The organism is Escherichia sp. WS1450, from assembly GCF_046487395.1.
GTDB lineage: Bacteria > Pseudomonadota > Gammaproteobacteria > Enterobacterales > Enterobacteriaceae > Escherichia > Escherichia coli.
This window is the reverse complement of record NZ_JBJQJO010000008.1, coordinates 136784-156970: the sequence shown is the minus strand read 5'-3', so window position 1 is coordinate 156970 and position 20187 is coordinate 136784. Positions and strand designations below refer to the sequence as shown.

The following is a 20187-nucleotide window of genomic DNA, read 5'->3' as shown; positions in this document are numbered from 1 at the left end:
GGAACTCATACATATACTGAATACTATCTATTAAATCATAAAAAAGCCCGCCAGGTGGGCTTACCTGGCGGGCGTGATGATTTATTCAGCGTTTGACGAACGTATTAGTTCCACATGGCGAGAATCGGCCAGCCAACCAACAGCAGCATAGAGATGTAAATCACCCCGAAGATTGCGCCAAGACGCCAGTAATCTTTTGATTTCACATAGCCACAGCCGTAAATAATCACCCCAGGACCGGTTGCATACGGCGTCAGACAGCCCATGATACCGATAGACAGCACCAGCAGGATACACAGTTGTTCCATTGGTACGCCCGGAATACCTTTACCGACGGCCAGAATAACCGGCAGCATGGTTGCGGTGTGCGCAGACAGGCTGGCAAACAGGTAGTGCGCAAAGTAGAACACCAGAACCAGTACAATCACCGTTGCGTTTGGTGAGAATCCTTCCAGGTGCGTACTCATGGTACCGGCGAACCAGTCAATAAAGCCAGAACGAGTCAGGCCATTAGCCATCACAACCAGAGTTGCCAGGTTGACCAGCGTGTTCCATGCGCTGTTATAGCGGGTAATGTCTTTCCACGGCACAACGTGCAGGGCCAGCATTAGTGAAACTGCCAGCAGACCTACCGCAGTAGCATTAATGACTTCACTGCCAAATACCCACAAACCTAAGCTGAGCAATACAAGGCCAATCAGCGTCCACTCTCTGCGTGTCAGCGCACCCATGGTTTTTAGTTCATCACCCGCCCAGGTTGCCACTTCTTCACTGTGTGTGATTTCCGGTTTGTACAGCACGTAGGAAAGCCACGGCGCAATGATAAGCAAGATAACCCCAACCGGCAGGAAGCAGAGGAACCACTGCAACCAGCTAATCTGGATACCGGCAATTTTGCTGACGAACTCCAGACCCAGCACGTTTGGTGCCGCACCGGTGACAAACATGGACGAACTCAGACTGGTACTAATGACCATCATCCACATCAAATAGCCGCCAATGCGACGGGAAGACGGATCGTTGGGGAATGATTTAAATAACGGCGGCAGGTTTTTAATGACCGGAAAAACGGTCCCGCCAGTACGCGCGGTGTTGGACGGTGTAAACGGTGCCAGCAGAATGTCGATAATGACAATCGCATAACCCAACGTCAGCGTGCGTTTGCCCATGAATTTCACCAGGAAAAGGGCAATGCGCCGACCTAACCCGGAAACTTCATACCCTAATGCAAAAATAAATGCGCCAAATACCAGCCATACCGTGGTGCTGGAAAAACCAGCCAGACCCCATTTCAGCGCCTGTTTTTGCGCATTAAACGCTGGGTCAGCTAATTCTTTGGCATCAAAGAGCAGGTAATTACTGCCAATAACGCAGATAGTAACCGCAATAAAACTGATCGCTGTTGCCGGAATTGGCTCGAGGATCATGCCGACAATCATTGCCACAAACACAGCGAAGTAATGCCATGCCTGCGGTGGCATACCGTCGGGGACAGGGATAAGAAACATGACGCCCATCACCACCAGTGGGGCCAATAGTTTCCATATATTATCTTTTGCTAAAGACATACGAGTTCTCCGAAAATTAATATTTCCAAATTTATCAAGTGCTTAAATAATTAAATCTGTGCTAAAAACCAGGTAAGGATCAGCAGGTCGGCACTGCCGCCTGGACTGAGATTTCGTTCGATACACTCCCTGTCGAACTGCCGGAGATAATCGAGATCGGCGGGGGTTCGGATGCCCCCTTTTTGCAATAATGTTTGCGCCTCGCGCTGTAGCCAGCGCAGGCCCCCCTCGCCACCGCGCGATGCAACGTTGGTATCGCCGTTGATCGCCATCAGTAGGAGCAAGGTATCGAGCAATGCCAGTTCAGGATCTAACCCCTGATCCAGCAGAGTGAGGTAATGCGGCAGGGCGTGGTTGATCACCAGTGGATAACCCGCTTCGGCTTCACCGCGTGCGCCGGTAAGACCTAGCTGCTGGTACAACCGTTGACCTGCCGTCAGTTGTGAATTATTGGTACGCAGTTCGCGATCGGTCAGGCCACGGCAGAAACTTGCCGCCGTCGCACAAATGGTTATTGGCGTTACCGACTGGTTGAGTTGAAGCAAACGGCCAATTGCCGCACACAGTAGCCCTAGAGAAAAAATGCTGCCTTTATGCGTGTTTACGCCCGCAGTGGCGCGGAACATATCACCTTCGCAAGCCATACCTATTGGGCGTAATCCGTGGAGTACCGCTTCTGGTGCCATTTCAGCACTACAGGCACCAAATTCAATGAAACGGGGTAACCAGCCCTGAATCGCCAGCGCGCTGCGGTGAAAATCTTCCAGCGCCATATCTTTGTGCGCACCGCAGTTAATCCGATCCACGAGGCCTGGTTTCGGTGACAGATTGACTTCAGTCAGCATGGCGCGCCAGCCCAGCAGGGCGTACTCATCGATTAATGACGTCGCAAGCTTTGTGGTTTTAGTTGACGTTGCAGGCATCGACATCGTTCAGCAGCGCCTCCATGCGGTTGAGTAAATCGGTCAGTTGATGGGTTTTTCCACGCGCGCAAACAGCTGCGCTTTGCTCGCACAACAGGCAGCGGCGAGGCGGCAGTGAATAGTCGCGGCGGGAGAGAATTTCGCCTTCGGGTGTCAGGACATCGATATCCCATAACCGCCCGAGAGGATGACTATGTTCAAGCTCAATGGTGGCGAGCTTGAGGTCGCGAGCCGGGGCGGCAATGCTCAACATGCCCTCCGGCCCGCTGGCGGAAACCAGTGCAACCTGCTCCTGAATTTGCCAGCCCTGTTTTGCGGCTAAGGCACGCAAGGCTGTCACGCCATGATTAAAAATTCGGCGTGTGACCTCGCTGTCTTTAATCGGCCCAGGCGCAACCACGGTAAAGGAGACCAGTGGAACAGGATGGCGCTTGAGCCAGGCGTGTTGCCGTGCTTGCCTTTCATCCCGGCTGACGAGCAGCTCGGGAATTGACACCGCATGGTGGCTGGCGAGTTCAGGAAGCAGGTGCATGGCTTATTCCTTCACCTGATGCACAACATCGATCACCGAGCCATCGCGGTAACGCACAACGGCAACGACGCGGTCGGTGAATTCAATCGGCTGTGGTTCACCGGTCAGCAGACGCGCACGTTCACGCAGCCACTCAATAGAAACCACTTTGATCCCCGCTTCCTGCAGACGTTCTGCCAGTTCCGGACGTGCCGGGTTAACTGCGATACCGTGGTCTGTGACCAGAATATCGACACTGGAGCCCGGGGTGATGCAGGTCAGCACGTTATCCACCAGAGTCGGAATACGACCGCGTACCAGCGGCGCGACGATGATGGAAAGCGCAGAGGCAATCGCGGTATCGCAGTGACCACCGGAAGCACCACGCAGTACGCCGTCAGAGCCGGTCAGCACGTTAACGTTGAACTGGGTGTCAATTTCCAGCGCGCTTAGTACCACCACGTCGAGACGATCAACCGATGCACCTTTCGACCCCCAGTTAGCGTACTGGTTGGCGCTGATTTCGATGTGATTGGGGTTACGGGCCAGCGATTGCGCAGCGTGGCTGTCAAAGCTCTGCACATCCAGCAGTTTGCGGATCAGACCTTTTTCGTGCAGGTCAACCATCGTCGCGGTAATACCGCCGAGGGCGAAGTCGGCGCGAATATCGCGGCTACGCATTTTGTCTTCCAGGAAACGGGTTACCGCCAGCGATGCGCCACCGGTGCCGGTTTGCATGGAGAAACCTTCTTTGAAGTAGCCAGAGTTGACAATCACATCCGCAGCGCTACGGGCAATAAGCAGTTCGCGCGGGTTAGTGGTCATACGGGTCGCGCCAGCGCCGATTTTCGCGGCATCGCCAACGCGATCAACTTTGACGATCAGATCAACCTGATCTTGCTCAATGCTTGCCGGATTATGCGGATAAGGCAGCAGTTCTTCAGTGAGCATCACAACCTGTTTCGCGTTGTCGGCATCAACCATTGCATAGCCGAGGGAGCCGCAGCAGGCTTTACCGGTGTAGCCGTTGGCATTACCGAATTCATCACAGGACGGGACGCCGAGGAAAGCCACGTCTATATTCAGTTCGCCGCTCTGTACCAGATGCACACGTCCGCCGTGAGAGTGGATTTGCACCGGTTCCGCCAGCAGACCACGGGAGATTTCTTCCGCCAGTGGACCGCGCAGGCCAGAGGTATAAATGCGGGTAACCACGCCCTGGCGAATGTGTTCTACCAGCGGCGCATGGCAATCACTCAGGGAGCTGGAGGCCAGAGTCAGGTTTTTAAAGCCCATCTTCGCGATGACGTCCATCACCATATTGACGGTCAGGTCACCGCCACGGAAAGCGTGATGGAAGGAAACCGTCATACCGTCCTGTAAACCCGAGAGACGAATCGCTTCTTCCAGGTTGGCGCACAGTTTGCGATCGCGCGCTTTTTCAGCCTGGTAGGTTTGCTTTGGCGAGTTCTGGAAAGCGGCAAGATCGCATTCAGCGCGACGATTCCAGGCCGCTACCCGTTCTTGTCGTTGAGATTGTTCAATTTTCTGCGTCATTTTGATTGCCTTATTCTTCGCGGATGCCGGAAAGTTCTGCGCGGGAGAGCACCAGACGGGCGCGATCGATAACCGGACCGTCCACCATCTTGCCGTTCAGGGAAACCACGCCGAGGCCTTCGCGAGCGGCGGCTTCAGCGGCTTCTACGACGCGGCGGGCGTGATCGACTTCTTTCTGGGTCGGTGCGTAGAGGTTGTGCAGCAGATCAATCTGACGCGGGTTGATCAGCGATTTGCCGTCAAAGCCCAGCTGTTTGATGTGGGCGGCTTCCTGCAGGAATCCGGCTTCGTTGTTAGCGTCGGAATAGACGGTATCGAACGCCTGAATACCCGCAGAGCGCGCGGCCTGCAAAATGGAGCAGCGAGCGAACAGCAGTTCAGTTCCTTCCGGGGAGCGTTCTGTACGCAGGTTGCGCACATAGTCTTCTGCACCGAGGGCGATACCGATCAAACGCTCGGAAGCGTGAGCGATTTCCACTGCGCGGGTAATGCCTAGCGGAGATTCAATCGCCGCCAGCAAGCCGGTACTGCCGGGTTCACGACCACAGGCTTTTTCGATACGCAGGATCTCTTTTTCGATATCCAGAACATCCTGAGCGGTATCGGTTTTCGGCAGACGCACAACGTCCGCACCACCGCGAACGACGGCTTCCAGGTCGTTAACACCCCATTCGGAATCCAGCGCGTTTACACGCACAATGGTTTCAATATCGCGATACAGCGGATGTTGCAGCGCGTGGTAAACCATGCGGCGGGCGGTGTCTTTTTCACGCAATGCTACGGAGTCTTCGAGGTCAAACATCAGGGCATCAGCCGGGTAGATGAATGAGTTGCTGACCATCGCGGCATTGGCACCAGGCACAAACAACATGCTGCGGCGGGTGCGAGTTTTACGTTGTTGCAGCGAAGCGGAAATCATTGGCAATCCTCCCATGGCAGAGCCGGGATACCGCTGGCGCGTGCCAGCAGGGCTTCCAGTCGTGCACGTAAAATGCAGTCCAGTGCGCCTTTGTCATCGACATTCAGCTGTACGCCGCGCACGTTGTAGCGGGCGAGAACGTCCAGAATGGTGGTGCGAATGGCATCGCCAAACTGTTTCTCAACGCTGCTGTTGATTTGCAGGTCGATATCCTGCGTATCGAGTGGGGCGATGCGTATCATCACATCCCCAGACTCAAGGGTGCCTGCAACGGCGGGCTGGTTTATTTTCATTTTTCACCTGTTTCTCATGCGGGGGTCTTTTGACGAGCTGCCGCGTCCTGGCGGGAGTGCTCAAGCAGGTTCTGCAAATAATGCAGCGTGACTGCAGGGACCAGCGGCGCGATAGCCGTGAGATCGTTTTTCGCCAGCAGTTGACGTACCCGGGAAGCGGATATCGGCATCTCCTGGTAACGCAGCCGCTCAATTTCAACCAGTTCGATGGGCGGTGCGGAGATAGTCGGCGTTTCCAGCCAGTAGCGCATATCCTGGTTGTACTGGGCGGTAACGCGACAAAAGGGTTCAGTACCGACAAAGCGGTGAGTTACACCCAGCGCGGGAGCGAGGTACTGACGGAAAATCTTCAGATCAATTTCGGTGTAACAATGGTTAATGACGCTCTGTTCTTTAATGAAGTAGCAAGGGAACGTAGCGCGGGAGATGATGTATTCGGAGCCGCGATGCACAGTCAGGCGTGGAATATCGGCGGTGCCTTTTAACACCAGATCCAGCCGGTCTTCATAGGGAAAGCGTGAAGAATCTTCTTTAACTAAAAACAGATGCAACCAGTCGCACTGTGCTGCAGCCTGTTGAATCAGATAACGGTGACCATTCGTAAAGGGATTGGCGTTCATCACAATGCAGCCAATCTTGTTCCCTGGATGACGAAATTTTTTCAGCGATTCGGCATAGCGTTTCAGTCGCGTGGCGCTGTTTTCCATCAGCACCATCACGCCGGGTACGCTGGTCAGCGTGGAAAAACCGCACTGGCGGAACAGCGCCTCGTATTCGGTTTTGGTATAAATAAACAGATGCGTGCTGTGCCGCTCATAGGCGAGGTTAATTAGCTCGGTGGCTAATGTCAGCGCCAGTCCTTCACCGCGAACGGATTCACTGATAGCAACGCATTTAATAATATTTCCGGCAATTCCACCGCACGCGATAAGCTTTTCATCGCGGGTTACGGTAATAAATACTTCGACTGTGGTGTCAACGCTCAAATCATTTTCATGCAGGAATTGGGCGATTTCCGCCATTTTTTTATTTTCTGAACGTTTTACACGGGTGAAAATATCATTGCCGAACATAATAAATAGTATCCTGAAGGTGCATGTTGTTATCGATTTGCAACGAATGTTGTTCGATGTTGCAAACTGATAACCTTTTATTTTCACTTGGGAGAAAGGGGGGCGATCGAGGTATATCTTTTTCTCCTTTCGCTATACATCCTAAGGAGTATTGCAGCGTGAAATTTTGATTTATTTCACATAGAGTTAGTGGTTTTTTATTTATTTAATGGTTTTAAGTTTTTTAATTAATGTAATTACGAAATGACCCGCAGGTTTAAGTGATTTAATTGATTTAATGAATAAAATTTGCCACGATTATATTTAATATCTATGTATTTTGATTCAACATTTTAATTACATCCGTCAAAGAGGCTCGGGACAACCCGCAAGGAAAACAATGTTGCAGCTTAACGAGAATAAACAGTTTGCATTTTTCCAAAGACTGGCATTTCCGCTGCGTATCTTTTTGCTGATTCTGGTGTTCTCAATATTTGTCATTGCAGCCCTGGCGCAATATTTTACGGCCAGTTTTGAGGACTATTTAACGCTTCATGTGCGCGACATGGCAATGAATCAGGCAAAAATTATTGCTTCTAATGACAGTATCATCAGCGCAGTGAAAACGCGTGACTACAAGAGGCTGGCGACCATCGCTGATAAATTACAAAGAGATACTGATTTCGATTATGTGGTGATTGGCGATCGCCACTCGATTCGTCTTTACCATCCTAATCCGGAGAAAATTGGTTATCCTATGCAGTTCACCAAACCGGGCGCGCTGGAGAAAGGGGAGAGCTACTTCATCACCGGGAAAGGGTCAATTGGCATGGCGATGCGTGCCAAAACGCCAATCTTTGATGACGATGGAAAAGTCATCGGCGTGGTGTCGATTGGCTACCTGGTGAGTAAAATCGATAGCTGGCGGGCTGAGTTTTTATTACCGATGGCTGGCGTGTTTGTCGTGCTGTTAGGGATTCTGATGTTGCTGTCGTGGTTCCTGGCCGCGCATATCCGTCGGCAGATGATGGGCATGGAGCCAAAGCAAATCGCACGCGTGGTCCGTCAGCAAGAGGCGCTGTTTAGTTCGGTTTATGAAGGGCTCATTGCGGTGGATCCGCACGGTTACATTACCGCCATCAATCGTAACGCAAGAAAGATGCTGGGGCTGAGTTCCCCCGGACGGCAATGGTTGGGTAAACCCATTGCTGAAGTGGTCAGGCCCGCCGATTTCTTTACCGAACAGATTGATGAAAAACGACAGGATGTGGTGGCGAACTTTAACGGTCTGAGCGTTATTGCCAACCGGGAAGCTATTCGTTCTGGTGATGATTTGCTGGGGGCCATTATCAGCTTTCGTAGTAAAGACGAAATATCCACCCTCAATGCGCAACTGACGCAAATTAAACAATACGTCGAGAGCCTGCGCACATTGCGACACGAGCATCTCAATTGGATGTCGACGCTCAATGGTCTGCTGCAGATGAAAGAGTATGATCGCGTGTTGGCGATGGTGCAGGGGGAGTCTCAGGCCCAGCAACAGCTTATTGATAGCCTGCGCGAGGCGTTTGCCGATCGCCAGGTGGCGGGGCTGCTTTTTGGTAAAGTGCAGCGCGCCCGCGAACTGGGGCTAAAAATGGTCATCGTCCCCGGAAGTCAGCTTTCGCAACTGCCGCCAGGACTGGACAGCACCGAGTTTGCAGCCATTGTGGGCAATTTACTTGATAACGCCTTCGAAGCCAGCCTACGTAGCGATGAAGGAAACAAGATCGTTGAATTATTCCTCAGCGATGAAGGCGATGATGTGGTGATTGAAGTCGCCGATCAGGGCTGCGGCGTTCCAGAGTCTCTACGAGACAAAATATTTGAGCAGGGTGTCAGTACGCGTGCTGACGAGCCCGGCGAACATGGCATTGGGTTGTACTTGATTGCCAGCTACGTAACGCGCTGCGGTGGTGTTATCACTCTCGAAGATAATGATCCCTGCGGTACCTTATTTTCAATCTATATTCCGAAAGTGAAACCTAATGACAGCTCCATTAACCCTATTGATCGTTGAGGACGAAACGCCGCTGGCAGAGATGCATGCGGAATATATTCGTCACATTCCCGGATTCAGTCAGATATTACTGGCGGGAAACCTGGTGCAGGCCCGAATGATGATCGAGCGTTTTAAGCCGGGGCTAATCTTGCTCGATAACTATCTTCCTGACGGTAGAGGGATTAATTTACTGCATGAACTGGTGCAGGCGCATTATCCCGGCGACGTGGTGTTTACCACTGCAGCCAGTGATATGGAAACGGTGTCTGAAGCCGTACGTTGTGGTGTATTTGATTATCTCATTAAGCCAATTGCCTATGAACGGCTGGGGCAAACGCTAACCCGTTTCCGCCAGCGTAAACATATGCTGGAAAGTATTGATAGCGCCAGCCAGAAGCAAATTGATGAGATGTTTAATGCCTATGCTCGCGGTGAACCCAAAGACGAACTGCCGACCGGCATTGACCCCTTGACGCTAAACGCAGTGCGAAAACTGTTCAAAGAGCCTGGTGTGCAACATACGGCAGAAACGGTGGCGCAGGCATTGACCATCAGCCGCACCACTGCCAGGCGTTATCTTGAATATTGCGCCAGCCGCCATCTGATTATTGCTGAAATTGTTCACGGCAAAGTTGGCAGACCGCAACGCATATACCACAGTGGGTGACATGATAAAGCCGGAGGAAACTTGCCTCCGGCATGACTATTTACTTGCCTGTGACCGCGGCTGCCGTTCCTGGCACCATCAGCTCTGTAGCAACGATAACAATCACCAGCCCAACAAGCACCGGCACCGAGGTGCGTTTTACGACTTCAAATGGTGAGATTTTCGCCATCCCGGCAACCGCAACGACTACGCCAGAAACGGGTGACAGGGTACGACCGAGGTTTGACGCCTGCAGCATTGGGATAGTCAAATACGCCGGGTTAATGCCGGAAGAGTGCGCCAGTTTCGGGATCATCTCAACAAACGCATAAAACGGCGCATTGCCTGAACCGGTCGTGACTGCCGCCAGCATTGTCAGGATCACTAATACCAGCATCAGGATGATACTCGCCGAACCAAACGAGGTGGCGATAGAAATCAGACTTTGAATAAAGCCGATGGTGCTAAGCCCCTGAGCGAATACCCCAGCGGCAACCAGCAGCATCACCACGTTAGCAAACGCATCTGCCATCCCGCGATAAGCCACTTCCAGACCAGAGAAAACTTTCTGGGTATTAAAGCTGCGGATGAACTCCAGAATGGAGGCAATCAGCATACAAATCACCAGAATAGTGATGATGTGTAATTGCGGACCCCATTTGCCGTCAAAAATCAGCACTCCGATGATCGGCGTGAACGGCAAAATGGCATAAAACGCAGGAGCAGTGGTGGTGATTTCACTGACATCTAACATTTCATGAGATATGTGCTCTTTTTTATCCAGATAACGTTGCCAGAAGAAGTGGGCGATCGCCATGCCGATAATTGCAGCAATTGAGATAGGCAGCGTCGTTTTGAAGGCGAAGTCAATCAGCGACATTTCGGAAGCCTGCGCCGCCAGCACCACATCCCCTGAAGTCGGTGCGAGAATAATCGCCGCCGGGGAGGCACAAATAGCAGCAGCTGCACCACGGCTGATACCAACGTTTACCATCACCGGAAACAGGGTTGCCATCAGCAAAACACCCAGACCGGTCGCGGAAGAGACGGCCAGAGACATCAGACAGGCGACAAAATAGGCGGCAATCATCAGCAGGTAAGGGGAGTTAATATACTGCAATGGTTTTGACGCCAGCTTGACCACCATATCATTCGCGCCGATATGGGTCATGTAAGCGGCAAAGCCACACAGCATCATAATCATCATGCCGAGGTCGCCGCCGCGGCTCATTAGCAATATTTTAACGTATTCAACGATATCCGTGGCGCTGTAGCCTGTTGAAGCCTGGCTGGACGGTAACACTTTGTGCCCCATAATGGCACTGATAATCAGCAATAACAGGCCACCGACAAATAACACGCCAGTGGCGGAATACCCTTTAATGATGTAGCGAGCTACACCCACAATAACCACAACCCCAATAAGGAGTTCAATGAATGTCAGCATAATTTTTCCTGTCTCCAGGCCCCAAAGTAAATAATAAAAAATTCCTAAAGCTTAAGGAAAAAAATATGCCCAATAAATTGGCGGTGAATGCTGATTAAAATCAAGAAAAACTGCCATTAAGACATTGAAGTTGCTGTTTTTATACATAGATAACAAAACGCATATTTAGCGGTTGGCAATTATCACATAATAATGTGTGCAAATTGATGGTGGATTGATGCAAATTTGTTAATTGCAATGGTGTTAGCCGCGGGTGTGCGCTCAAAAAATAATCTACCATGATCATGGGTTGACGATATATAATATATTTTTCGTTAAGGGATTTTTTGTATCTTATTAAAAATAAAGTAATTTTTTCTTGGTTGCATTTTGTCATCAAAAAAGACTTGGTTTTTCTTTTTTGACTATTCCCATCGCAGAAAACGACGCATCATCTTTAATCGATGCGCGGAAATATTTAACTTAAACAAGCGGAAATAAATAGAGCAGCTATTCAGATTATTCTTTATGTTGGGGCTATTAAGGTTATGTTAATTGTAGCTTTGCTATGCTAGTAGTAGATTTTTGATAAATGTTTTATGGTCACAAATGAACGTGAGTAAATATGTCGCTATCTTTTCTTTTGTTTTTATTCAGTTAATCAGCGTTGGTAAAGTTTTTGCTAACGCAGATGAGTGGATGACAACGTTTAGAGAAAATATTGCACAAACCTGGCAACAGCCTGAACATTATGATTTATATATTCCTGCCATCACCTGGCATGCACGTTTCGCTTACGACAAAGAAAAAACCGATCGCTATAACGAGCGACCGTGGGGTGGCGGTTTTGGTCAGTCGCGTTGGGATGAAAAAGGAAACTGGCATGGCCTGTATGCCATGGCATTTAAGGACTCGTGGAACAAATGGGAACCGATTGCCGGATACGGATGGGAAAGTACCTGGCGACCGCTGGCGGATGAAAATTTTCATTTAGGACTGGGATTCACCGCTGGCGTAACGGCACGCGATAACTGGAATTACATCCCTCTCCCGGTTCTACTGCCATTGGCCTCTGTGGGTTATGGTCCAGTGACTTTTCAGATGACCTACATTCCGGGTACCTATAACAATGGCAATGTGTACTTTGCCTGGATGCGCTTTCAGTTTTGAGACAAATGAAATTTTAGTAAACTCTTTAAAATCAATGAGTAAAATAATTAACATCAAAAATAACGCGACTTTTATCACTTTTTAGTAAAGTTGCACTGGACAAAGCGTACCACAATTGGTGTACTGGTAACCGACACAGCATTTGTGTCTATTTTTCATGTAAAGGTAATTTTGATGTCTAAGATTAAAGGTAACGTTAAGTGGTTTAATGAGTCCAAAGGATTCGGTTTCATTACTCCGGAAGACGGCAGCAAAGACGTGTTCGTACACTTCTCTGCAATCCAGACTAATGGTTTTAAAACTCTTGCTGAAGGTCAGCGCGTAGAGTTCGAAATCACTAACGGTGCCAAAGGCCCTTCTGCTGCAAACGTAATCGCTCTGTAAGATACGTCAGCAAGAATTCAAAACCCGCTTAATCAGCGGGTTTTTTTTGGTCTTTAGTGTGCGGTTGAGGCGGAAAACAGCCAGAAAGCCAGTGCGGTCATGGCAAAAGACCCCAAAAGGTTGACGAAAACGTTCAGTAACGCCCAGCCAAAGCGGCCCTCTTGTAACAAAAACACCACTTCTGCCGAAAATGTTGAGAAGGTTGTTAGACCGCCACAAAATCCGGTGGTGATTAATACTTTCCACACTGGATCAATGTTCGTCATCCTGCTAAACCAGGCGAATCCCATTCCTATGATGAATGCCCCAATCAGGTTTGCAGCCAGCGTCCCCAACGGAATCGCTTGATGCAGCGGGTTAAATCGCATACTTAACAGCCATCTCGCCACGCTTCCCGTACCACCGCCAATAAAAACTGCTAAAAGAAGTTGTAACACTGCAAAATCCTGCTATTTGATTTGTATGAGTGATAAGTGTAACGCCGAATAATCGCCGTTGGCGAATTTTACGACTCTGACAGGAGGAGGTGGCAATGCTGGTTGCCGCAGGACAGTTTGCTGTTACATCTGTGTGGGAAAAGAACGCTGAGATTTGTGCCTCGTTGATGGCGCAGGCGGCGGAAAACGACGTATCGCTGTTTGTCCTGCCGGAAGCATTGCTGGCGCGCGATGATCATGATGCAGATCTATCGGTTAAATCAGCACAGCTGCTGGAAGGCGAATTCCTCGGACGTTTACGGCGAGAAAGTAAACGTAACATGTTGACGACAATTCTGACGATTCATGTTCCTTCAACGCCGGGGCGCGCATGGAATATGCTGGTGGCACTTCAGGCAGGAAACATCGTCGCCCGTTATGCCAAACTGCATCTCTATGATGCATTTGCCATTCAGGAATCACGCCATGTTGATGCTGGTAATGAAATAGCTCCGTTACTGGAGGTGGAAGGGATGAAGGTCGGTCTGATGACCTGTTATGACTTACGCTTTCCAGAGCTGGCGCTGGCACAGGCATTACAGGGAGCTGAAATCCTGGTACTTCCTGCCGCCTGGGTTCGTGGGCCGCTCAAAGAGCATCACTGGTCAACGTTGCTTGCCGCTCGTGCGCTGGATACCACCTGTTATATGGTGGCGGCGGGGGAGTGCGGGAACAAAAATATCGGGCAAAGCCGGATTATAGATCCCTTTGGCGTCACCATTGCGGCAGCGTCAGAAATGCCTGCACTCATTATGGCGGAAGTGACGCCCGAACGTGTGCGTCAGGTGCGCGCGCAACTGCCCGTCTTAAACAACCGTCGCTTTGCGCCGCCGCAATTATTATGATGTTTTTTTACTCGGCGCTTGATTCACCTTGTTACAGATTGCTATTGTGTGCGCGCGTCGAATGACCGTTAATATTCTCTGGTTTTTAAGGCGGTTCTGTTGCCGGTTATATGTCAAGAAGGTATCTATGGGTGAGATTAGTATTACCAAACTGCTGGTAGTTGCGGCGCTGGTCGTTCTGCTGTTTGGGACTAAGAAGTTACGTACGCTGGGCGGAGACCTTGGAGCGGCCATTAAAGGGTTCAAGAAGGCGATGAATGATGACGATGCTGCGGCGAAAAAAGGCGCAGACGTTGATCTTCAGGCTGAAAAGCTCTCTCATAAAGAGTGACGTGGCGAGCAGGACGCTCCCTCAATATCTTGTTCGATACAAAAAACCCGCTTCAAAAAGCGGGTTTTTTATCAGACAGATGTAAGCAATTATTACAGGATTACTTAACTTCCATCCCTTTCGCCTGCAAATCGGCGTGGTAAGACGAGCGGACAAACGGACCGCATGCAGCATGGGTAAAGCCCATCGCCAGCGCTTCGGCTTTCATTTCGTCGAACTCATCCGGGCTAACGTAACGTTGAACCGGCAGGTGATGGCGGCTTGGCTGCAAATATTGCCCCAGCGTTAACATCGTCACACCATGACGGCGCAGGTCGCGCATTACCTCAATAATTTCTTCATTGGTTTCACCCAGACCCACCATCAGACCAGACTTGGTCGGGATTTCCGGATGCGCTTCTTTAAAGCGTTCCAGCAGCTTCAGCGACCAGTTGTAATCTGCACCAGGCCGTACCTGACGGTAAATACGCGGTACGTTTTCCAGGTTATGGTTGAACACATCTGGTGGTGTGGCGGTCAGAATATCCAGAGCACGATCCATACGACCGCGGAAATCCGGCACCAGAGTTTCAATTTTGATTTGCGGGCTTTTTTCCCGAATGGCAGTAATGCAATCCGCAAAGTGTTGGGCACCGCCATCGCGCAGGTCATCACGGTCAACGGAGGTGATAACCACATAACGCAGCGCCATATCGGCAATGGTCTGCGCCAGTTTCACTGGTTCATTGGCATCCGGAGCTACCGGGCGACCGTGGGCAACGTCACAGAACGGACAACGGCGGGTACAAATAGCGCCGAGGATCATAAACGTTGCTGTGCCGTGGTTGAAGCATTCCGCCAGGTTAGGGCAGGAGGCTTCCTCGCAGACAGAATGCAGGCCATTTTTGCGCATTGCGGCTTTGATGCCCTGGATACGTGTAGAGTCCGCTGGAAGCTTGATTTTCATCCATTCCGGCTTGCGCAGCAGGGCTTCGCGCTCTGTTGCCACGTTTTTAACCGGGATAAGGGCCATCTTATCGGCATCGCGGTATTTAACACCGCGTTCCATCACAATGGGTTTACTCATAGCGTGCGTGTTCCAGTTGCGAATTACGAAGGAAAGCGTTTCAATTCAATAGATTGTTGTAATTATCAACTATTTTTGAATTAACGACTGGCAGTATATCATTGAAACGGACCTGAAAGCAGCCAAAGCGGTCGCGAAAATGTAAAATTGTTGTTGGATTGTGCCATTTTTTCGTTCTTCGCTGTGATCTGGCTGTAACAATACTTTTTCAAAATGCATTACGGATAACATCTATTACCCCGTGCAGGATGGGATCACGCAGGCTGAATTTGTTGTAGTGGATAGAGAAATCTATTTGCTCCTCATTTAAGGACGGAAAAGGCAGTTTTTCCAGCGGCCAGCAACGGCTAAACAGGTTATAAAAACGGCTGGGAATAATCGCTAACATGTCACTGTTGGCAACCAGTGCAGCGATTGTCAAAATGTTGTAGCTGGTGAAACTGATTTGCCGGTCCGGAAACATCTCTTGAACTCTCTGCCGCAGACCGCTGAAATTTTGCCCTTCCGGTAACAGGAGTATATGCGCAGCGTTGTCGATAGTCTCCCTGTAATCTTCTAAAGAGAGTAGTGGATTTCCCTCGCGGCAAATTAACACCATATTGTCGGTGAACAGAACATGATGTTGCACCGTACGATTGGTGCAAAACATGTTATCGATGATGAGATCGGTTTGAAACTGACTGAGTTGGTTTTCCGCGTCGCTGATGGGGGGGTTGCGCAGTAAAAGCTGCGGATAGTGAGATTTAATCGCCCGATAGATGACAGGAAGGACCAGGGCTCCGACCGAGGGGGTGGTCGCAATAGTTATCGTTCGTTGCTTATCATAGCTTCCTTCGATATCCAGCGCGCCAAGAATGGACTCAAGGCCCTGACTGATATACTCATGTAGATGCATCGCAAATGCGGTAGGAGTGACACCCTGGCCTTTGCGAATAAACAATGGGTCAGGGAATATAACGCGCAGTTTCTGAATAGACTGACTGATTGCTGAGGGGGTCAGATTAAGCACTTTCGCTGCATTAACGATCCCTTTATGTACATATACAGCTTCAAAAATAGTCAGAAGATTAAGATCAATATTTCGTAAGGTTGTAAATATTTGTGGTTTACCTTCTGACGATTTTCTGCTTAAACAGGATTCAATTTGATTATTACTATCCACGCACTTACTCCAATTTTATTCATGGAAAAATAATATTTAAAAAAATTACAATAATCTTATGTCTAATTGGAACGGAACGCTTTTGCTCATCATAATCAACTATTTCAATAAGTTAATCAATGGGGTGAGTTACGGAGCAAGGCGTAGCATCGCATTTCTGCAAGTGATAAAGAAAATATACAAACGCGAAGGAGATGTAAAGCATTAGCAGGTATTATGAGTAATGACCCAGTGTAAATTGGGCCATTGATGTATGCAATTAAGCGGTAATATATTCGAAGTCAGGATTGTTTAGTAGCGCTAAAATATTTTCCAGTAAACGTGGTGCAATATTATTAGTCGTCGCTTCGGGTTTCCATTGTGATATTTTAGCCATTTCCATTCCGGCATACCCACAAGGATTAATACGTAAAAATGGTGAAAGATCCATATTGACGTTTAATGCCAGACCGTGGAATGAACAACCGCGTCGAATACGTAAACCCAGTGAGCAAATTTTCTTTTCCCCGACATAGACACCAGGCGCGTCAGCCCGAGGATGCGCTTCTATACCCAGTTCAGCCAGGGTATTCACCACTGTTTGCTCAAGCAAGGTCACCAGTTCACGCACACCGAGTTTACGGCGTTTCAGGTTAAGCAACACATACATCACCTGTTGCCCCGGCCCGTGATAAGTCACCTGCCCACCGCGATCGCTCTGAATCACCGGAATATCACCCGGCATTAAAATGTGCTCCGCTTTTCCTGCCTGCCCTTGGGTAAATACCGGATAGTGCTCGACCAGCCAGATTTCATCAAGGGTACTTTCATCGCGGGTATCGGTGAATTCATGCATAGCCTGGGAGATTGGCTCGTAAGGCTGAAGACCGAGCTGGCGGACAAGAATTTTATCCTGATACAAAACGGCATCTCCGTGGAGAATGAGTAAAAGTGGGGGAAAAGTATATCACAGCGAGGAGAGGGGAGTTACCCGACCAGGAGCCGGGTAACGGAGAAGCGAGTTACAGAACCATGCGGACAATATCGATTTTGCCCAGTTCTTCATACAGTGTTTCAACCTGCTCGATATGAGTAGCGTTGATAGTGATAGATACCGAGTGGTAGTTGCCTTTGCTGCTTGGTTTTACCGTTGGGGTGTAGTCACCTGGCGCATGGCGCTGTACCACTTCAACCACCTGATCAACCAGCTCAGGTAACGCCTGCCCCATAACTTTGTAAGTAAAAGGAGTAGGGAATTCAAGCAGTTCGTTAAGTTTGGTTTTCATGTCAGCTCCGGCGTAACGTAATTAAATAGCAACTCCCGCCAGAAGGCGGGAGTTTTTTACTGATGCTTAGTATATGGGGACGGAAATTACACTTTCAAGTGTTCGATTTTTAACCAAACCAGTGATGGAACATTAATTTAATGTAATCAATGATTTTGCCGAAGAAGTTGCCTTCCGGGATTTCTTGCAGCACAACCAGCGGGCGTTGTTCGATCGTTTTGCCATCAAGCTGGAAGTTGATAGTACCGACGACCTGATTCTTTTGCAGCGGCGCATGCAATTCACTGCTGTTCAGCACATAGCTGGCTTTCAGATCTTTCATGCGGCCACGCGGAATGGTCAGATACACGTCTTTATCAACACCTAACGAAGCGCGATCAGAATCACCAAACCAAACCGGTTCAGAGGCGAACTCTTTACCTACTTTCAGTGGGTTAACGGTTTCGAAGAAACGGAAGCCCCAGGTCAGCAGTTTTTTACTTTCGGCTTCACGGCCTTTAAAAGTACGTCCGCCCATCACCGCAGAGATCAAGCGCATCTGGCCTTCAGTCGCAGAAGCAACAAGGTTGTAACCTGCTTTGTCAGTGTGTCCGGTTTTGATGCCGTCGACATTCAGGCTGTTATCCCATAACAGACCGTTACGGTTCAGCTGGCGAATACCGTTAAACGTAAATTCTTTTTCTTTATAGATCGAGTATTCATTCGGTACGTCACGGATCAACGCCTGGCCGATCAGCGCCATATCTCGCGCGGAGCTGTACTGACCATCAGCATCCAGACCATGTACCGTCTGGAAGTGGGTATTTTTCAGGCCCAGGGCGTTAACGTAGCTGTTCATCAAGCCAACAAAAGCGTCCTGGCTACCAGCGGCAAAATCGGCCATGGCGACACAAGCATCGTTACCCGATTGCAGGTTAATACCGCGGATCAGCTGAGAAACCGGAACCTGCATGCCCGGTTTGAGGAACATCAGTGAAGAACCTTTAAACACCGGGTTACCGGTGGCCCATGCGTCGTTGCCGATAGTGACTAAATCAGTTTCTTTAAATTTACCGGCTTTCATTGCCTGGCCGATAACGTAACTGGTCATCATTTTGGTCAGGCTGGCAGGATCGCGGCGGACATCTGCGTTCTGTTCGGCGAGCACTTTGCCGGAGTTATAGTCAATCAGGATGTAGGACTCCGCATCGATCTGCGGTACACCCGGGATCATAGTTTTGATATTCAGGTCATCGGCATGTGCAGCAGAGATAAAGGCTGTGCAAAGAGCCGTGGTGAGCGCCAGGCGCTTCATGATACGAGCGGAAAAAATGGTATTCATGGTCTGAACTACGACATCCGTGATGGAATTAAAAAAAGTGCCCTACTATAGCAAATGCACTACCGGCAGGCATCTGACTTTCCGCGTGACTTTGTTAACGTCATTTACAGAAATTGACACATCAGATGCCTGCTTTACGCTACTGCGCGGTGGTAATAAATGACTGTAATTGGGCTTCGGTTTGCAAACGTTGCTGCAAGGTACTGGCTTCGGCTTTGCTGGCGAATGGGCCAAGCTGGATCCGCCAGACTGCGCCATTTTGAGTTACGCGACCGGGGACGCCGAACTTCTGTCCCAGTTGCTGTTGGTACTGTTGCGCACGAGCCTGATCGCTAACGGCCCCGACTTGCACCATAAAGTTGCCGCTGGCGCTTTGTGAGGCGGCTTGCGGTGTCACCATTGCAGGCGAGGTTGCAGGCGTTGTCGAGGGGGCTGTAACAACGGGCTGTGGCGCAGGTGTTGGTTCGCTGCCTTCCAGCACACCAGGCGCTAACGTCGTTGGTGCACCGAGGAAACCGCTGCTGGTTACCGGCGCGCCGGTCGGATCTTCGCTTTTTAGCGTCGAATTACTGACCGGAAGAATGTCACCCTGCGGGCCAGACACTGAACTTGTTCCTGCGCCGCCGCTTAAATCGGGAGGTGCAGGCAGGGCGTAAGTCTGTTTGGCGACTGTGGTACAAGCCATACCAGGACCAGAAAGCGAACCATCCTGGGCGACAATAATCGGATCGATACGAACTTTGGTGTTGTTTGACGTGTTAAGACGGTCAGCTGCTGCGCGAGAAAGCGAAATAACGCGGTCGTTGCCGTAAGGACCGCGATCATTAATGCGCACCACGATCATTCGCCCGTTAGCCAGGTTAGTGATTCTGGCGTAGCTGGGGATCGGAAGCGTTGGATGGGCCGCCGTCAGCTGTGTCGGATCGAAAGCTTCGCCAGAGGCCGTCAGGTTACTGCCGGGTTCGGCATCATAGATTGCCGCCAGTCCCGCCTGGCTAAATCGAGACGGATCCTGCACGATTTTGTAGCTTTTACCGTCGCGCTGGTAATCCTGATTTGCCGTCGCGTTCAGTGGTTCGAAACGCGGGTCCGCCCCGCTAATTTCAACTATGGGGCCGTTACATACCGCAGGCTGCGGTACACTTACCGTCTGTTGCTGACCATCATCGCTTGTACATGCCGCGAGCATTCCTGCCGCGATGCAGATCCCGAGCCACTGCTTACGCATTGC

General features: G+C 50.1%; 21 protein-coding genes. 6 read left to right on the top strand and 15 right to left on the bottom strand.

Annotated features, from left to right (window positions below):
- Positions 1-104 precede the first annotated feature (104 nt).
- From citT to citC, 7 genes are read right to left on the bottom strand one after another with little or no spacing between them, the layout of a single operon-like run.
- A complete protein-coding gene (gene citT / locus ACJHYR_RS12300) occupies positions 105-1568 on the bottom strand; it encodes a citrate/succinate antiporter CitT (protein ID WP_001544330.1) in 1464 nt (487 codons plus the stop codon).
- 50 nt (positions 1569-1618) lie between these two features.
- Positions 1619-2497 (bottom strand): triphosphoribosyl-dephospho-CoA synthase CitG, encoded by an 879-nt coding sequence (citG, locus tag ACJHYR_RS12295; RefSeq protein WP_000062466.1) that lies wholly within the window; start codon positions 2495-2497, stop codon positions 1619-1621.
- Entirely contained in the window at positions 2472-3023 is a 552-nt protein-coding gene (gene citX / locus ACJHYR_RS12290; RefSeq protein WP_000550409.1) for a citrate lyase holo-[acyl-carrier protein] synthase, read from the bottom strand. The genes citG and citX overlap by 26 nt, the downstream gene beginning before the upstream one ends.
- A 3-nt stretch (positions 3024-3026) precedes the next feature.
- Positions 3027-4559: a citrate lyase subunit alpha gene (gene citF / locus ACJHYR_RS12285; protein ID WP_000192234.1), complete on the bottom strand. Its 1533-nt coding sequence runs from the start codon at positions 4557-4559 to the stop codon at positions 3027-3029.
- 10 nt (positions 4560-4569) lie between these two features.
- Positions 4570-5478 (bottom strand): citrate (pro-3S)-lyase subunit beta, encoded by a 909-nt coding sequence (gene citE, locus ACJHYR_RS12280; RefSeq protein ID WP_000622357.1) that lies wholly within the window; start codon positions 5476-5478, stop codon positions 4570-4572.
- Positions 5475-5771, bottom strand: a complete 297-nt coding sequence (gene citD / locus ACJHYR_RS12275; protein ID WP_000700703.1) for a citrate lyase acyl carrier protein — start codon at positions 5769-5771, stop codon at positions 5475-5477. Before citD ends, citE begins: the two co-directional genes overlap by 4 nt.
- Positions 5772-5785: 14 nt before the next feature.
- On the bottom strand, positions 5786-6844 hold the full coding sequence (gene citC / locus ACJHYR_RS12270; RefSeq protein ID WP_000467705.1) for a [citrate (pro-3S)-lyase] ligase: 1059 nt from the start codon (positions 6842-6844) through the stop codon (positions 5786-5788).
- Positions 6845-7223: 379 nt separating this feature from the next.
- On the opposite strand from citC, the gene dpiB reads away from it, so the two are divergent.
- Together dpiB and dpiA are read left to right on the top strand one after the other, a co-directional pair.
- Positions 7224-8882 (top strand): sensor histidine kinase DpiB, encoded by a 1659-nt coding sequence (gene dpiB, locus ACJHYR_RS12265; RefSeq protein ID WP_001305557.1) that lies wholly within the window; start codon positions 7224-7226, stop codon positions 8880-8882.
- The gene (gene dpiA, locus ACJHYR_RS12260) at positions 8851-9531 is read left to right on the top strand and encodes a two-component response regulator DpiA (RefSeq protein ID WP_000126511.1); all 681 of its coding nucleotides are present in this window, start codon (positions 8851-8853) and stop codon (positions 9529-9531) included. Before dpiB ends, dpiA begins: the two co-directional genes overlap by 32 nt.
- A gap of 40 nt (positions 9532-9571) precedes the next feature.
- Here the strand turns inward: dpiA and dcuC are convergent, their stop codons facing one another.
- The gene (gene dcuC, locus ACJHYR_RS12255; protein ID WP_000955057.1) at positions 9572-10957 is read right to left on the bottom strand and encodes an anaerobic C4-dicarboxylate transporter DcuC; all 1386 of its coding nucleotides are present in this window, start codon (positions 10955-10957) and stop codon (positions 9572-9574) included.
- Positions 10958-11545: 588 nt separating this feature from the next.
- Between dcuC and pagP the strand changes: the two genes are divergently transcribed.
- Positions 11546-12106 carry a lipid IV(A) palmitoyltransferase PagP gene (gene pagP, locus ACJHYR_RS12250; protein WP_001314557.1) on the top strand — a complete coding sequence of 187 codons (561 nt, stop codon included), beginning with the start codon at positions 11546-11548 and terminating at the stop codon, positions 12104-12106.
- Positions 12107-12280: 174 nt separating this feature from the next.
- The gene (cspE, locus tag ACJHYR_RS12245; protein ID WP_000034825.1) at positions 12281-12490 is read left to right on the top strand and encodes a transcription antiterminator/RNA stability regulator CspE; all 210 of its coding nucleotides are present in this window, start codon (positions 12281-12283) and stop codon (positions 12488-12490) included.
- Positions 12491-12543: 53 nt separating this feature from the next.
- Here the strand turns inward: cspE and crcB are convergent, their stop codons facing one another.
- On the bottom strand, positions 12544-12927 hold the full coding sequence (gene crcB / locus ACJHYR_RS12240) for a fluoride efflux transporter CrcB (protein ID WP_000939738.1): 384 nt from the start codon (positions 12925-12927) through the stop codon (positions 12544-12546).
- A gap of 95 nt (positions 12928-13022) precedes the next feature.
- Between crcB and ACJHYR_RS12235 the strand changes: the two genes are divergently transcribed.
- Both ACJHYR_RS12235 and tatE read left to right on the top strand, forming a co-directional pair.
- Positions 13023-13811 carry a deaminated glutathione amidase gene (locus ACJHYR_RS12235; RefSeq protein ID WP_001314558.1) on the top strand — a complete coding sequence of 263 codons (789 nt, stop codon included), beginning with the start codon at positions 13023-13025 and terminating at the stop codon, positions 13809-13811.
- Between the two features lie 127 nt (positions 13812-13938).
- Positions 13939-14142, top strand: coding sequence for a twin-arginine translocase subunit TatE (tatE, locus tag ACJHYR_RS12230; protein WP_000503931.1), 204 nt, complete (start codon positions 13939-13941; stop codon positions 14140-14142).
- Positions 14143-14242: 100 nt separating this feature from the next.
- Here tatE and lipA read toward each other — a convergent pair whose 3' ends face one another.
- The 6 genes from lipA to rlpA form a co-directional block, all read right to left on the bottom strand.
- Positions 14243-15208, bottom strand: coding sequence for a lipoyl synthase (lipA, locus tag ACJHYR_RS12225; protein ID WP_000042632.1), 966 nt, complete (start codon positions 15206-15208; stop codon positions 14243-14245).
- 208 nt (positions 15209-15416) lie between these two features.
- Positions 15417-16370 carry a YbeF family transcriptional regulator gene (locus ACJHYR_RS12220; protein WP_000378053.1) on the bottom strand — a complete coding sequence of 318 codons (954 nt, stop codon included), beginning with the start codon at positions 16368-16370 and terminating at the stop codon, positions 15417-15419.
- Between the two features lie 259 nt (positions 16371-16629).
- On the bottom strand, positions 16630-17271 hold the full coding sequence (gene lipB / locus ACJHYR_RS12215) for a lipoyl(octanoyl) transferase LipB (RefSeq protein WP_000284040.1): 642 nt from the start codon (positions 17269-17271) through the stop codon (positions 16630-16632).
- 100 nt (positions 17272-17371) lie between these two features.
- Complete coding sequence (ybeD, locus tag ACJHYR_RS12210) at positions 17372-17635, bottom strand: DUF493 family protein YbeD (protein ID WP_000850550.1); 264 nt, start codon at positions 17633-17635, stop codon at positions 17372-17374.
- Between the two features lie 109 nt (positions 17636-17744).
- Positions 17745-18956 carry a D-alanyl-D-alanine carboxypeptidase DacA gene (gene dacA, locus ACJHYR_RS12205; RefSeq protein WP_001092082.1) on the bottom strand — a complete coding sequence of 404 codons (1212 nt, stop codon included), beginning with the start codon at positions 18954-18956 and terminating at the stop codon, positions 17745-17747.
- Positions 18957-19095: 139 nt separating this feature from the next.
- Positions 19096-20184 (bottom strand): endolytic peptidoglycan transglycosylase RlpA, encoded by a 1089-nt coding sequence (gene rlpA, locus ACJHYR_RS12200; protein WP_001231428.1) that lies wholly within the window; start codon positions 20182-20184, stop codon positions 19096-19098.
- Positions 20185-20187 lie beyond the last annotated feature (3 nt).